The following is a 14,369-nucleotide window of genomic DNA, read 5'->3' as shown; positions in this document are numbered from 1 at the left end:
AACAACAGCGCCGGGACGCACTGGCCGGATGGCTCCACACCTACAATCACCATCGCGCACACACCGCACTCGGAGGCAAACCACCCGCCAGCCGCGTCCCCAACCTCACGGGGCAGTACAGCTAGTCCCACTCCCAGCGGAAGCCCTCGAGCCCCGGCACGCTGTCCAGGACGACGATGTTCGCGGTGCCGGAGGCGCTGACCGGCAGGTCGGCGACGTGGCGCGGCGCGGCGGTGCCCGGGCGCTGGGTGACGTGGCGGCAGCGCGCGGGCAGCGAGCGCGGGTCGAAGTGCGTGCGCAGCGCGATCTGGCGCACCGGATGGCGCGAGGCGTGCTGGTAGCGGTCGATCCCGGCCGCCGGGCCGGACGGAATGTATTCGTACTCGAACACGTGCGGATGGCCGGAGGCGAGTGCGTGGTCGAACACGAGCTCCGCCGCCTGGTAGCCGCTCTCCGGATCCGCCTGCACCCGGCCCAGCCGGCAGCCGCTGATGGGCCGCAGCACCGGCGGGGACTGCCCGGCCACGTCGGGAACGTGGATCGCGACGAAGCGGTCGGCGCGGTCCAGCCGGGCCGTCACCACGCGGCGCACCCGTTCGAGGTACCAGCTGCGGTCCTCGCTCAGGAACAGATCCCCCTGCAGCCCGAGGTGCTGGAAGTTCAGGTTCACCGCGGCGTCCACCCCGTCCAGGACGCGGGCCAGGCCGGTGGAGGGCCCGAGCAGCTCGCTGAACTCGGGCGGCCCGCCGCTGCCCGGGGAACGGCGTCCGCGCGGTCGCGGCGGTCCGAGCAGCGCGACGAGGCTGGCGCGCGGGAGTTCGAGTATGCCCTCGACGGCCATCACCACGCGCAGGGACTCCGGCCGCTCGGGACGGCGTAGCCCACGCTGCCAGTAACTGAGCGCGGCCAGGCTTATCGAGTACCCCTCGGCGCGCAGCCTGCGCTGCAGCGATTCGAGGGACAGCTCGCTGCGTTCCAGCGCGGCGCGCAGCGCGCGATCGAAGGGGCCGTGGCGCAAGGCCTGCTCGAGGGCGGCGGCGGATCTCGCGCGGGCGGGAGTGCTGGGCCTCGACCCGTTAGTTCCAGACACGAATTGATCAGTCCCGTTCCGTGCTGTTCACCGCACGTTTTGTCAGCTCAAGCGTGTCAGCGGAGCGTTCAGAACTTGTTCAGGCCGGGTAAAGCCCGGACAAAAGGCCGCGACCGCGGCATTGCGGTGAGCTGGCGCCGGCTGGCGCGACGTGGCGAGGCGGCGCGATGCGCGGCGATATGCACGAGATGCGGCGCGACACGGCGCGACGTGGCATGGCGCGGCGCGACGCAGCAAGACGTGGCATGGCGTGACGTGGCATTGCGCAGTGAGGAGACGAAGGTGCGTGCCGCGAGCCCCACAGGTCGCCCGCGGCACGCACCCGATCACGGGTCGCGTCAGATCACTGCGACGAGAAGACGCAGCCGCCCGCGCTGTTGCTGTACAGCGGCTGCATCGCGAAGGTGCCGGTGCCGAAGTTCACCGTCTGGTCGTTGTCCCAGGCGCAGAGGTCGCCGATCTCCTCGCCGTTGGAGTCGGTGTAGCCGCTGGACGGCTGCGGGTCGGTGACCGCCTCGGCGTACTCGTGGCCGCCGACGATGCTGAAGCCGTCGAGCTGGTTCTGCACCGAGTTCGCGCCGCAGCTGGAGCCGGCGTCGAGCACGTACGGCATGTTCGTGTAGGCGACCGTGCCGCTCCAGTCGTGCCACGCGCAGAAGCCGGCGTTCGGGAAGCCGTCCGGCTGGGTGCCGCTCGGGCTCATCACGAAGATGTCGACGTTCGTGCCGGAGACCCCGAAGTGGGACGCGGCGTTGTCGGCCTCGGCGGCGATGTCGGCCTGCGCCGCGTTCGACGGCGCGGCGGAGGAGTCGTCGACCCACGTCCCGGCGAGCACGGCGCCGTTGAAGCTCGGCGAGCTGCCGCTGTTGTCGGTGTACTGGCTCGTCACGGTGGACCAGGTGTCGCCGGAGGCGCCGAGCCCGCTGAACAGGTTCTGCATGTAGTTCTCGACGCCGTTGGAGTCGCTGTCCCACTGGCTGCCCCAGAAGTCGAGGTAGATCTGCGGGGCCAGCTGCAGCGGTCCGCCGCCGTAGTTCAGGCCGCTGGTCGAAGTGGTGGGCGGGTAGACGGTGGCGTTCGTGCTGGCGTGGTGCAGCCCGGTCGCGTGCCGCCCGGCCATGGTCTCGTGCGACTTGCTGGACTGCAGCATCGGCATGATGCCGTTCGGCTTGTCCAGCGAGACGTGGTACGTGCGGCCGTGGAGCGTCACCGTGGCCGTGGTGGAGGCCTGGGTGTGCGCGGCGGCGGCAGAGGCGGCCGTGGTGGTGGCCGTGGTGGTGGCGGCCTGGGCCTGCGCCGCCAGGACGCCGGTCAGGGCGGTGGCGAGCGCCGCGGCGGAGACGACGGCGGTGAGCCGTACGCGCCGCGAACGCGTCGGGTGGGTACCCGGTATCTCGTTCACTGCTGGTGGATCCCTCCGAGGAGCGCGGTCGGCGCGGATCGCGGGATCTGCCGCGTCGAGTGGGTTCGCGCCGGCCGCTGGTGGCTCCGGCTGGGCTGCCGGACGTGCCGAATAGTGCGCGACGCGACGGCCGTCGACAACGAAGCGGGAGGCCGCCCGGAGAGAATTGTGAAGGAAAGCTTAAAACCATACGGTGCGGACCGGTCGCGCGCGGGAGCAGTGAACTTTCACAGATTCACAGTTGGCGGGTGCGCGGCTGAGGGTGCGGATGCCAGCCCCGATACGGGTGCGCGGTTGCGGGTGCGGATGACGGCCTCGATGCGGGTGCGGGTGCGGATGCCAGCCCCGATGCGGCTGCTCGGTTGCGGGTGCGGATGACGGCCTGGATGCTGGTGCGCGGTTGCGGGTGCGGATGACGGCCTGGATGCTGGTGCGCGGCTCTGCTCGACCGTGAACGCGGGGCGGGCCGGATCGCATTCGCCCGATCCGGCCCGCCCGCACTTCTCGCTCAGTGAGCCTACGGCTGAAGCAGCACCTTGATAGCCTGCCGCTCGTCCATCGCCCGGTACGCGTCCGCGACCTGGTCGAGCGGCAGGGTACGGTCGAAGACCGTGCCCGGGGCGATGGCGCCGTGCCACACGCGGTCGATCAGGTCCGGCAGGAAGGCGCGCACCGGCGCCGGACCGCCGCGGAGCGCGATGTGCGTGGCGAACAGCTCGGTGATCGGCAGATTCACGCCGTGCGGCACACCGACGAAGCTGACGTTGCCGCCGGGCCGCGCCGAGCGCACCGCCTGGTGCATCGACTGGTCGGTGCCGACGCACTCGAGCACGGCGTCGGCGCCTAAACCGTGCGTCAGTTCCTTGACGCGCTCGACGCCCTCGTCGCCGCGTTCCGTGACGATGTCGGTCGCGCCGAACTCAGTGGCCAGCTTCTGCCGCGGACTGTGCCGGCTCATCGCGATCACCTGCGCCGCGCCGAGTTCACGAGCCGCGAGCACGGCGCAGAGCCCGACCGCGCCGTCGCCGACGACCGCGACCGTCATCCCGGGCTTCACCTCGGCCGCGACCGCCGCGAACCAGCCCGTGCCCATCACGTCGGAGAGCGTGAGCAGATCGGGGATCATGTCGGCGTCGGGCTCGTCCGGCGTGGTCACGAGCGTGCCGTCGGCGAGCGGCACGCGGACGTACTCGGCCTGGCAGCCGTTCACGAGCTGCCTGTTCGGACACGAGGTCTGATAGCCGGCGTGGCAGATCGGGCAGGTGTTGTCCGAGGCGAAGAACGACCCGATGACGAACTGCCCCGGTTGCACGCTCGCCACCTCGGAGCCGACGGACTCGACGTGGCCCACGTACTCGTGCCCGATCGGCCGCGGTTCGGCGATCGGACTGGCGCCGCGGTATGGCCACAGGTCCGAGCCGCACACGCAGGTGGCCGCGATACGCACGATCGCGTCCGTCGGCTCGACGATCTCCGGGTCCGGCACCTGCCCGAACCGGATGTCGCCCGGGGCATGGATCAGCGTTCCGCGCATGGTGATCGACTACCTTCTCACTCGCGACTGGTCGATGGCCGAAGGAACCGCTCAGCGGCTCGATTCCATCCTCAGCCGCCGGTGCCGGGCCGCCGCATGTACGGGCGGCCATACGGGTGACCCGGCGGAACCCGGGTCGAGCCGCCGCATCGCCCGCAGCACGGACGAGGGCGAGACCTGGTAGCCCTGCGCGCGCAGCGCCGTGTGCACCTTGCGGTGGCCGTCGTCCGGATGCTCCTGCAAGTGGATCTGCACGGCGCTGGTGAGCCGATCGACGACGGGCGCGGGCCACGGCCCCTTGCGCGCCTGCGTGGCGGAGTCGATCTTCGCCTTGTCCAGATACCGGTAGTACGTACGCCGCGGGACGCCCACCAGCGAGCAGAAACTCACCACCGAGATCTTCGCGTCGCGCCGCACCGCGTCGAGGTCGGAGAGCCGGCCGAGCTGATCGTCCACGGCGTGCTTCCACACCGAGAGCAGCGTCTTGGCCTCCCGCAGCGACTTCCGCAGGGTGCGTATCTCGGCCTCGAGCTCCGCGACCCGGCTCGGCGCCGGATTCAGCGCCCCGAGCGAGCGCGCGCCGCCCTCGACGAACTGCTTCTTCCACTTGGCGACCGAGGCCTCGCTGACCCGGTACTCGCGAGCGATCTGGGCCGCCGAGGCACCGGTGGTGAGAGCAGCCATCGCCACCTGCATTCGTTGCTCGGCCCGCGCGTCGAGCTGCGGCATCGGTGTTCCTTTCTCCGCACTGCGCAGGGATTCGCCGCCGAGCACGCGCAAGCCGCGTCGCCGGAACCGTCCGACGGCGGCGTCCGAGGGGAGAGAGGAGGCCGAGCGGGTGAACCAAACCTGCTGGTAGACACTATGTCGTGCGCCCAAACGGGGGTATGTGGGCGGTCAGTATGCTAGGCCGCCGCACGGCGAAATGGTTGGCCTTTCACTCTTATGAGGCAAAGTCTCCGCGGACAGGTTTAGCGGCCGGCCGGGGGATTCCGGGCGTTTTGTACAGGGGCGAGACGACACCCCGCTGCCCCTGCCGCTGCCCCTGCCGCTGTCGGTGCCGCTGCCGGTGACGTAGGCGGCGCCGAGGGCCGACGGCAGCTCACCGACTACGCCGGTGCCGGACGCCAGAGCGACGGCTGGGCTTCCGCCCCGCCTCCGGTATCAGCCTTCTGCGCCGGACCCTCCGGGACCCCGCCGTTCTGCGCCTCCCACAGCTCCGCGTACTTCCCTCGGACGGCCGTCAGTTCGTCGTGCCTGCCGCGTTGGACGATTCGGCCGGCGTCTACGACCAGGATCTCGTCGGCGTCGTGGGCGAGGTGGAGGTCGTGGCTGATCAGGATCGTGGTGCGGCCGGACATCAGCCTGCGCAGTGGGTCGAGGACCTTGCGGGCGGCCACGGCGTCGAGGCCGGTGGTGGGCTCGTCGAGGACGAGGACCGGGGTGTCGCGCAGCAGGGCTCGGGCGATGGCGAGCCGTTGGCGCTGGCCGCCGGAGAGGGAGCTGCCGCCCTGGCCGATGATGGTGTCGTAGCCCTGCGGCAGCGCGTCGATGAAGTCCGCCGCGTCGGCTCTGCGCGCCGCGTCTTCGATGCGCTCGTCGCCGGCGGTCGGGTCGCCGTAGGCGATGTTCTCGCGCACGGTGCCGTCGAAGAGCATCGTCTGCTGCAGCATCAGCGTGACGTTGCTGCGCAGGCGACGCAGCGTCAGGTCCCTGATGTCGGTGCCGTCGAGGCGGATCGACCCGCTCTCCGGGTCGTGGAAGCGCAGCAGGAGCTGGGTCAGCGTCGACTTGCCGGCGCCGCTGGAGCCGGTGACGAGCACGAGTCTGCCGGGCGCCGCGACGAGGCTGACGTCGCGCAGGGCGCCCCTGTCCTGCCCGGGGTAGCGGAAGGTCACGGAGTCGAACTCCACCCAGCCGCCGCGCGCCTGGTACATGCCGGTCTGCGCGAGGTCCGCTACGGCCGGGCGCTCCTCGAGCACGTCGAGCAGTCGCTGCGCGCCCGCGCCCGCCGTGGCCTTCAGGACGCCGAATCCGCTCATGGACTGAATCGGCGGGTAGAGCATGCCGAGGAACGCGGCGAACGCGAGCAGGCCGCTGAGGCCGATGCGGTTCTCGCTCAGTTCCCATGCGCCGACGCCGAGGACCGCCAGCACGCAGACTGTCTCGGTCAGCAGCACGACCGGGCCGTACAGGGCAGCGAGTCGTGCTTCGGCCATCCGTGCACGCAGCCACTCGACGCCCGCCGCGTGTACGCGATCGCGCTCGCTGCTCGGGCGGTTGTACGCCTGGACCAGCATCATGTTCTGCACGTTCTCTTCGACCACGGCGGCGATCGCGCCGTTGCCGGCCCGCTCGCGGCGGGAGGCCTCGGCGAACGGCTTGGCGAATCCGCGGGTGACGAGCCAGAACAGCGGCGCCACGGCGAACGAGACGAGCGCGAGGTCCCAGCGCAGGTAGATCGCCGTGCCCGCGAACATCAGGACGCCCGCGGCGTCCGAGACGAGGGCGACGACGCCGCCGATCACCAGGTTCTCCACGGCGTCGATGTCACCGGTGATGCGCGCGACGAGGTCGCCGGTGTCGCGCGAGGAGAAGAAGGTCGGGGACATGCTCTGCACGTGCCTGAAGACCTTGTCGCGCAGTCGCAGCAGGAAGCGCTCCGAGGCCAGCGACGTGAGCAGATCGCGGCCGAACATCGCCGCCGCGCCGAGCAGCGTGGCCCCGATCCACATCACCGCCGGATGCCAGAACGCATGCAGATTGCGCGTCTCGAGCACATCGTCGGTGATGACCATGAACACGAGTACGACACCTGCCTCGGCCGCCGCGGCGACGGTGGCGAGCACGCAGGCCAGCACCATCAGCGCGCGGTCCTTCCGGGCCAGCGACTCGAAGCGGCGGAAGACCTCGCGGGCATCGATGCCCGTCTCGTCACCGCTGGCGTCGGATCTCTCGATGCGGGTCTCAACAACGCCTGACTGTTCGTTGGACATGTCGGCTCCTGGCAGTGGGAGGGACGCCTGGACACGACTCCGGGGGCCGGCGATCCTACTCATCGCCGGCCCCCGGAGGACCTGGTCGGCAGGGCTACTCGGACGCGGTCGCCCGCGTGGTCTCGCAGCCCTGCCGAAGAATCAGCGGCTCAATGCCCGCCGCCCGGCCTACTTGTGCGGCTGCGGCTTCGGAGGGACGCCCTGGCCCGCCTTGCCCTTCGGGGCGGGGCCCGCGGGGGCCTTGCCCTTGGGGGCCGGGCCGGCCGGCTTCGAGCCCTTGGGCAGCGGACGCGGGGCAGGCAGCTTGACGCTCATGAGGTGTCCCTTTCGCGAGAATCGTTTTTCGGCGATCCGACATTCCGTCGGTTTTCGTTCGCCTGCGCCGTTCTTGGCGACACCCAGAACACTAGGGAGCGATTCTTGAGAACCGGGGTCCGCGGGGTGAGCGTGCAGACAGAGTTCGGCCTCGTATTCAGTGAGCCGGCACTGAAGGATATGAAACGGGTTTCAGGTAGCTCTCACCTTTCACGCCGTCAAAAACGGCGAAAGCGGCCGGGATCGGACGAAACCGAACCCGGCCGCCTGCTCCGGCGGGCGCCGCCGACCGTTCCGGCGGTCCGCCGCTAGCCGAGCATGAACTGGCTGACCGGCAGCGCGCGGTCCACGATCCGCACGTCGCCGATGCCGCCGTAGAAGATCTGGTTGATCGCGCCCTGGTACTCATAGCCGCCGAGCATCCACGGCAGGTTCAGCGTGACCAGGCCGTTCGCCGGCGTCGCTGGGTTACGGGCCACCTCGCAGCCGTCCACGTACAGCTTCGTGATCGCCCCGTCGTTGACTACGGCCACATGCCACCAGGCGCCGAGCGGCAGCTCGTGGCCCCAGTTCGTCGACTCGTCGTCGAGGTTCAGCGGATAGACGCACCACTGCAGCTCGCGGTCGCCGGACAGGCTGAGGGTGACGATCGGTTCGTTCGGGTCGGTGTTTCCGGCGCTCCTTCCGGCCTGGCCGGCCGTGCCCCAGCGGCTGAGAATGGCCGTCCACGCGTTCTGGTCGGAATTCCAGTCGGCCGGGAGGTGGAAGAACGCTTCGAACGTATATCCGTGCTCGAATTCATTACCGTTGATCGGCGCGTTCGCCACGGTCTGGAAATACGAGCCCTTCACCGGCGATGCCTGCCCAGTGAAGGCCACACTGCCGTGGCCGGGCTGGTCGGGGTGGTAGGCCGAGGACCAGGTGAGCGCGCTCGCCGGGGTGCCGGAGACCGTCTTGAACACGAGGTCGTTGCCGAGCCCCGTCTGGTCCCTGACCACGGTGCTCGCGGCCACGCTCGCGCCGTCGGCGCTGAGGCCGTCGAAGCGCCAGTAGGCGACCGTGCCGCGCACCAGCATGTCCTTGGCCGGGCGCGAGGGGCGCGCCGCCACCGGCGCGAAGCCGCCGAAGCGCTGGTCGAAGTCGAGCGCGATGGAGAAGCGGTCCACCTCGGAGGTGAGCCGCGCCTCCTGAGCGGCCAGCGCGTTCGCCTCGCCCGCCGTGATCAGCTTGCTGATCCAGGGGGAGAAGGTCTCCACGTCGATCGTGCCGCGGTCCAGGTCGAAGCGGTACGCGCGGATCATCGCGGCGCCGCCGTAGTAGCGGTTCTGATAGTTCGTGATGTGCAGGAAGACGTCGTTGCCCGCGGAGTTCTTCAGCGTGGTGCTGCCGGGCGGCCAGTAGTGGCCGTTGAGCGTGAGGAAGATCTGGTCGTTGTCCTTGATCAGGCCGTCCCACAGCTGCTGGCCGTAGTCGTCAAGGTAGGCGGCGCCGGAGTCGTCCGCGTAGACGATGTCGTGCGTGGTCACGATCACCGGCAGTGCCGGGTTCGCCTTGATCACCGAGTTGGCCCAGGAGAATCCGGCCGCGGACATCCGCCAATCGAGCGACAGCAGCAGCCATTCGCGGCCGCCCGCGCGGAAGATGTGGGCGTTGTTGTACCCGTCCGGGCTAGCGCTGTGCCAGGTGGGTGAGTTGGCGAAGCGCTTGGGATTGAAGGTGTCCAGGTACGGAGTGTCGCCCCGCTGGTCGGTCGTCGAGGAGCCGACGTCGTGGTTGCCGGCGAGCACGCTGTAGGCCACGCGCTCGTTGTCCAGCAGATCGAAGACCTTCGTGGCGGCCGCGTACTCCTCGGCCAGGCCGTTCTGCGTCACGTCGCCGAGGTGCGCCAGGAAGACGACGTTGTCGTCCTGCAGGCCCTGCCGCTGCGCGCAGCTGAGTACGTACTCGAAGGACTGCTCGAGCGGCACCGGGTGGATCCGGTCCTGGTCGAACAGGTACTGCGTGTCCGGCATGACGATGACCGTGAACTGCGCGCGCTCGCCGTCCGGGTTCCACCGGCCGCTCGCCGCAGGAGTCATCGTCGTCTGGTCGTAGGGGTCGTCGCTCCGGCCGGCGCTCGCGGCCAGGGCGGGCGCGGCGCCCAGCAGGCCCACCGACGCGGCGCCGACTCCGGCGCCGAGGATTGCGCTGGTGCGCAGGAAGGCGCGGCGGCTGGCCGCGGCGGCGCTTTCACCGTCGAGGTCCGCGGTGCGCGGGCACTCGCAGTCAGTGTGCCCGGCGTGTTCGTGCATGACGTCTCCCGAGATCGAGGGCTGACGGACCAGCACGATAGGACTCAACCCCATACCAAACGGCGCGCGTGGGCCCCACCCGAGGAATCCAGATGAGAAACGCTCAGTGAACTCTCCCGAAGCCCCCTAGCTCCGTTAGCGGCTCGTCGTAACAATCGTTAAGCCCGCGCCGTTGCCCGCGCGGTTCGGTTCTCGATTGAAGGGCTCTCCTATGTCTCGTCGCCTAGCGACGGCCGGGGTGGTCGGAGTGGCCGCCCTCGCCTGCGTCATCGGCACGAATTCGGCGTCCGCCCACGACCGCGACGGCGGGGACGGCACGCTGACCTACAGTGTCGGGACCCCGCAGGTGGACAAGGTCTCCGGCGGCCCGTGGACGCTTTCCCAGGGTGACGCGTCCTACGGCAGCACGATCACGGTCGACGGGGTCACCTACCCCAACGTCGCCGTCGACCCCTCGGGCACCGGCTCGGTGCCGGCGCAGAGCGGCGTGACCGGCACCCCCGGCCCGCTCACCGGCTACTGCTCGCAGGACAACGGAACCGGCGCCGCCACCGGTTCCGTCGTGCGCGAGCCCGCCGGCGCCAAGCTCGCGATGCAGCCGTACTACTTCCCGTACGTGACCAGCACCGATGGCGGTAGGACCCTGATCGGCTACTTCGACTACCGGCCGAAGGACACCGACGAGGCCGTGGTGACCGCCGTGTCCCACGACCGCGGCAAGACCTGGTACTACACCGGCGAGGCGCTGGAGCAGAACGCCGGCCTGTGCGCCGACGGAAACACCAACGACGACGGCCAGGGCCACGCGTTCGCCATGTCCGTGCCGGACTACAACGGCACCGGCAAGGCCGGCGAGGTGCTCTACACGCTCAGCCGTCCCAGCGGCGACAACATCGGCGTGAACCTGATCGTGCACAAGCTCACGCCCAAGGGCGACGACCCGCTGGCCGGCCTGCCGGCCACCGAGCCCGTCGGCATGGGCGGCAGCACCACGGCGGCCGCGGCGGTCACCGTCCCGGCCGGACCGACCGGCGACGGCGTGACCATCTCCGTCGGTTCGACGGCGAACTTCGAGCAGCCCGGCCACTTCAACGTGGACGGCCACATCGTCGACTGCAACGACGCCAGCGCCACGTCGACGGAGTTCACCGGCTGCACCACGCGCGACAGCAAGGGCGTGACGATCAGCGCGGGCGACGCCGTCACCGCCGACTCCGTCATCCCGGCCGACGCCGGCCAGACCTCCGGCCTGGTCTCGCCCGACGGCATCATCAGTGTCCTGCGGCACTACAAGGGCGCGCCGAAGGGCTCCGTGGCGGTCCTCTACACCGAGAAGATCGTCGACTACTACACGCCGACCACCACGACGGCCGCGGTGACCCTGCCGACCGCCACCATCCCGGTCGCCGACACCTCCGCGCTCACGCTGTCGAACGGCTCGGTCGAGGTCTACCTCGGCACCAGCGGCGGCATCCAGGACGTCACCTGCACCGGCCTGACCGCGACCAGCCTGACCGGCTGCACCGGCGGCGCCGGCTCCGTGGCCGCCGGCAGCGACCTCGGCGCCCCGGGCGCCGCGATCACCCCGTACGCGCAGCTCAAGCTGACCGGCGAGGGCAAGAACAAGGCGAAGACGCTCTACGGCAACAACGAGGACTACACCGTCGCCCGCGTCGCCTACACCTACGACGGCCTGCACTTCACCGACCTCGGCCAGGTCTCCGGCCTGAACGACCCGACCAGCAACAGCAGCACCACGCTGCGCTGGATCGGCTCGCGCGGCACCGTCATCACCAACCCCGACGGCAGCTACGGCCTGTTCCTGTCCGGCGCCTACGCCGCGGACGGCGACAGCGACGCGTTCAACCAGATCTTCTACTCCTCCTCCAAGGACGGCATCCACTGGAGCAGCCCGGAGAAGCTGATCGGCACCGACTACACCTTCTCGGCCCTGCAGCAGCAGACCGTGAACGGCGGCGCCCTCGGCATCACCGGCTACTACTCGGGCCGCGTCTACGACCCGACCGTCGTGCAGAACGGCGACGGCACGCTGACCATGCTCTTCGCGGGCTACTCGACGCCGAAGCCGCTGCCCGCCACCGGCTCGACCGTCGGCACGGACGCGAACGCGCTCTACACGGTCCCGGCCGCGCAGGCTGCCGAGTACCGCTCGATCCTGAGCGTGACCCTCACGCCGAGCTGGACCGGCGCAAACCGGTAGTCGAGCACTGAACTCCAGCACTGAACTCCAGCGCTGAACTCCAGCGCTGGACTCGCACTGAACTCCAGCGCTGAACTCGCGCTGAACTCCAGCACTGAACTCCAGCACTGAAAAGGCAGGGCCGTCGCGTCTTCGGGCGCGGCGGCCCGTCGCGTTCCAGGCCGCGTCCTCGGACGAGCGTCGGATCAGGCCGCGGTGCCTGACGCGTTCGCTCGCAAGGCGCAGGTTTCGCGGGCGCATACTCGGTCGTCTGCAACCGTCCCTGCAACCGTCCCTGCACCGCCGCGGGCGTGCGCGCGTGCCCGGCAGGCACCGCGAACCCGGTGAAGACACGGCATAGCCCGGACGGCCCAACGCCGAGGCGCGTCAGCCCTGCGCGGTCGTCTCCGCGAGTTCGAACCCTGAGCACAGCTCCGGCACCCGATCGTGCGGTACGGCGCGCGAGTAGAGGAAGCCCTGCGCGCGCTCGGCGCCCAGGTTGCGCAGGATCGCGGCCTGCACCGCCGTCTCGACGCCCTCGGCGGTGACGGTCATCCCGCAGGCGTGCGCCAGGGTGATCAGGCTGGTCACGATCGCCTCGGCCGAGTCGTGCCGGGTCACCGCGGGCTGGGTCAGCGCCTTGACGAAGGAGTAGTCGATCTTCAGCGTGCTGGCCGGGAGCCGGTGCAGGTACGCGAGGTTCGAGTAGCCGGTGCCGAAGTCGTCGATCGCGATCCGCACGCCGAGCTCAGACAGGGCCTGCAGCGTTTCCAGCGCGGGCCGGCCGCCCTCGCCGGGGTTCATCACCGCGCTCTCGGTGATCTCCAGTTGCAGCAGTTCGGCGGGCAGGCCAGAGGACTCCAGCGCGTCGGTGACGTCCGTGCACAGGTCCGGCTCGTGCACCTGACGCACCGCCACGTTCACCGCCACCATGAGCCGGCGGCCGTTCGGCGCGGGTGGCCAGCTCGCGGCGTCCTCGACCGCGCGCCGCAGCACCCAGCGGCCGAGCGCCACGATCATCCCGGTGTCCTCGGCCAGCGGGACGAACTCGCCGGGGCCGAGCAGCCCGCGCACCGGGTGCTTCCACCGGACCAGCGCTTCCATGGCGCACGTGGTGCCGTCGTTCAGGTCCACGATCGGCTGGTACTCCAGGAACAGCTCGCCGTGCTCCAGCGCGGCGGGCAGCGCCTGGGAGAGCGCGTACCGGGCGACCTCGCGCTCGTTGCGCTCCTGGTCGAACAGCGCAAAGCGGCCCTTGCCGTCGGCCTTGGCCCAGTACAGCGTCATGTCCGCGGCACGCAGCAGCTCCACCGGCTTCGCCCCCGCCGAGGGGCGCTCCACCAGGCCGAGGCTCGCGGAGATCGACAGACGCCGGCCGTCCAGGATGATCGGCTCCTGCAGGGAGGCGAGCGCCGCCTTGGCCACGTCGGTCACGCAGGACGAACTCGTGGTGCGCTCGACCAGGATGACGAACTCGTCGCCGCCCATCCGCGCCACCAGGTGCCGCTGCGGGTCGGTGGCCAGGCTCAGCCGGCGGGCCACCTCGGCCAGCAGCCGGTCGCCGGCCTCGTGGCCGAGAGTGTCGTTGACGCCCTTGAAGCCGTCCAGGTCCAGGAAGGCCAGGCCGATCCGCTCGTCCGGCTTGGCCTCGTCGAGCAGTTCGGTGAGCCGGTCCAGCAGCATCGTCCGGTTCGGCAGGCCGGTCAGCGCGTCGTGCGTGGCCTGGTGCAGCAGCCGCTGGTTCATCCGGCGCTGCTCGGTGATGTCCTCGAACATCATGATCAGCAGCTCGACGGACCCGTCGGCCGCGCGCACGGTGCTGGCCTGCATCCGGGTCCAGGTGACCGTGCCGTCCGCCGCGGTGAAGCGCTTCTCCGCGCTGTAGTGCCCGCGCCGGCCGGCCAGCAGATCGCGCACCGCGGCACAGAACTCGGGCTTGTCGTCCGCGTCCCGGAACTCGTCCACGGTCCGGCCGCGCACCGCCGGCGCGTCCCGGCCGAGGATGCGGGCGAGCCGCTCGTTGACCTCGAGGACCCGTCCGGTGCCGTCCACGACGCCGATGCCGAGCGCGGCGTTGCGGAACACGGCGCGGAACCGGCCCTCGCCGGTGCGGTGCGCGCTGAGCACCGCCTGCCGGATCAGCTCCTGCTCGGCCCGGGTGCGCTCGCGCAGCGCGTTCGCGTAGCCGGAGGCCAGGCCGGCGTACAGGGCGGTGCGCGAGGACCGGCTCAGCTCCTCCGGCAGGTTCTGCTCGAGCACCGCGACCGTCGTCGCTATCGATTCGGGCTGCGTGTAGTTCCCGTCCACCAGCGCCCGGCCGCCCGCGGCGCCGAGCTCGCGCATCGGCCCCGGCTTGTCCGGCGCGGCCAGAATCCGCCCGGCAAGCTCCTGCAGCAGCCCGCGGGACCGCGCGGCGCTACCGGGTACCCCGCCGATCTCGGCGAGGGCCTTGAACCAGGCCGCGGCGATCCTCTGGGGAGAGCTCTGGGTACTGTTCACGGCGCTGCGCCCCACACCCGTCGCCCGGCATCCCGCCCATTC

At 70.5% G+C, this 14,369-nt stretch carries 10 protein-coding genes; 2 read left to right on the top strand and 8 right to left on the bottom strand.

The genetic code is table 11. The features are described 5' to 3' along the window. The coding region (locus KDK95_RS31100; RefSeq protein ID WP_212519783.1) for an integrase core domain-containing protein at window positions 1–125 on the top strand (125 nt) is incomplete at its 5' end. Here KDK95_RS31100 and KDK95_RS31095 read toward each other — a convergent pair. The 7 genes from KDK95_RS31095 to KDK95_RS31065 all read right to left on the bottom strand — a co-directional run bounded on the left by KDK95_RS31095 (window position 122) and on the right by KDK95_RS31065 (window position 9,628). Continuing rightward, on the bottom strand, window positions 122–1,090 hold the full coding sequence (locus KDK95_RS31095) for a hypothetical protein (RefSeq protein WP_212521912.1): 969 nt from the start codon (window positions 1,088–1,090) through the stop codon (window positions 122–124). The genes KDK95_RS31100 and KDK95_RS31095 overlap by 4 nt on opposite strands. Before the next feature lie 343 nt (window positions 1,091–1,433). After that, window positions 1,434–2,492, bottom strand: a complete 1,059-nt coding sequence (locus KDK95_RS31090) for a hypothetical protein (protein WP_212521911.1) — start codon at window positions 2,490–2,492, stop codon at window positions 1,434–1,436. Window positions 2,493–3,009: 517 nt separating this feature from the next. Next, the gene (locus KDK95_RS31085; RefSeq protein ID WP_212521910.1) at window positions 3,010–4,026 is read right to left on the bottom strand and encodes a zinc-dependent alcohol dehydrogenase family protein; all 1,017 of its coding nucleotides are present in this window, start codon (window positions 4,024–4,026) and stop codon (window positions 3,010–3,012) included. A gap of 51 nt (window positions 4,027–4,077) precedes the next feature. Next, window positions 4,078–4,755: a helix-turn-helix domain-containing protein gene (locus KDK95_RS31080; RefSeq protein ID WP_212521909.1), complete on the bottom strand. Its 678-nt coding sequence runs from the start codon at window positions 4,753–4,755 to the stop codon at window positions 4,078–4,080. Between the two features lie 380 nt (window positions 4,756–5,135). Further along, on the bottom strand, window positions 5,136–7,022 hold the full coding sequence (locus KDK95_RS31075; RefSeq protein ID WP_212521908.1) for an ABC transporter ATP-binding protein: 1,887 nt from the start codon (window positions 7,020–7,022) through the stop codon (window positions 5,136–5,138). Window positions 7,023–7,190: 168 nt separating this feature from the next. Continuing rightward, complete coding sequence (locus KDK95_RS31070; protein ID WP_212521907.1) at window positions 7,191–7,337, bottom strand: hypothetical protein; 147 nt, start codon at window positions 7,335–7,337, stop codon at window positions 7,191–7,193. A gap of 308 nt (window positions 7,338–7,645) precedes the next feature. After that, the gene (locus KDK95_RS31065) at window positions 7,646–9,628 is read right to left on the bottom strand and encodes a LamG-like jellyroll fold domain-containing protein (RefSeq protein ID WP_212521913.1); all 1,983 of its coding nucleotides are present in this window, start codon (window positions 9,626–9,628) and stop codon (window positions 7,646–7,648) included. 211 nt (window positions 9,629–9,839) lie between these two features. Between KDK95_RS31065 and KDK95_RS31060 the strand changes: the two genes are divergently transcribed. Beyond that, the gene (locus tag KDK95_RS31060) at window positions 9,840–11,849 is read left to right on the top strand and encodes a hypothetical protein (protein ID WP_212521906.1); all 2,010 of its coding nucleotides are present in this window, start codon (window positions 9,840–9,842) and stop codon (window positions 11,847–11,849) included. Between the two features lie 366 nt (window positions 11,850–12,215). Here KDK95_RS31060 and KDK95_RS31055 read toward each other — a convergent pair whose 3' ends face one another. Beyond that, window positions 12,216–14,327, bottom strand: a complete 2,112-nt coding sequence (locus tag KDK95_RS31055) for a putative bifunctional diguanylate cyclase/phosphodiesterase (RefSeq protein ID WP_212521905.1) — start codon at window positions 14,325–14,327, stop codon at window positions 12,216–12,218. Window positions 14,328–14,369 lie beyond the last annotated feature (42 nt).

The sequence above is a fragment of the Actinospica acidithermotolerans genome (assembly GCF_018139625.1).
Classification (GTDB): domain Bacteria; phylum Actinomycetota; class Actinomycetes; order Streptomycetales; family Catenulisporaceae; genus Actinospica; species Actinospica acidithermotolerans.
The sequence above is the reverse complement of the archived record's forward strand: the minus strand, read 5'-3'. Positions and strand labels throughout refer to the sequence as shown.

Bases quoted from the DNA above. Each gene is read 5' to 3' on its own strand.
- KDK95_RS31060 (WP_212521906.1), top strand. From the start codon at position 9,840: ATGTCTCGTCGCCTAGCGACGGCCGGGGTGGTCGGAGTGGCCGCCCTC.
- KDK95_RS31075 (WP_212521908.1), bottom strand. From the start codon at position 7,022: ATGTCCAACGAACAGTCAGGCGTTGTTGAGACCCGCATCGAGAGATCC.
- KDK95_RS31085 (WP_212521910.1), bottom strand. From the start codon at position 4,026: ATGCGCGGAACGCTGATCCATGCCCCGGGCGACATCCGGTTCGGGCAG.
- KDK95_RS31070 (WP_212521907.1), bottom strand. From the start codon at position 7,337: ATGAGCGTCAAGCTGCCTGCCCCGCGTCCGCTGCCCAAGGGCTCGAAG.
- KDK95_RS31065 (WP_212521913.1), bottom strand. From the start codon at position 9,628: ATGCACGAACACGCCGGGCACACTGACTGCGAGTGCCCGCGCACCGCG.
- KDK95_RS31080 (WP_212521909.1), bottom strand. From the start codon at position 4,755: ATGCCGCAGCTCGACGCGCGGGCCGAGCAACGAATGCAGGTGGCGATG.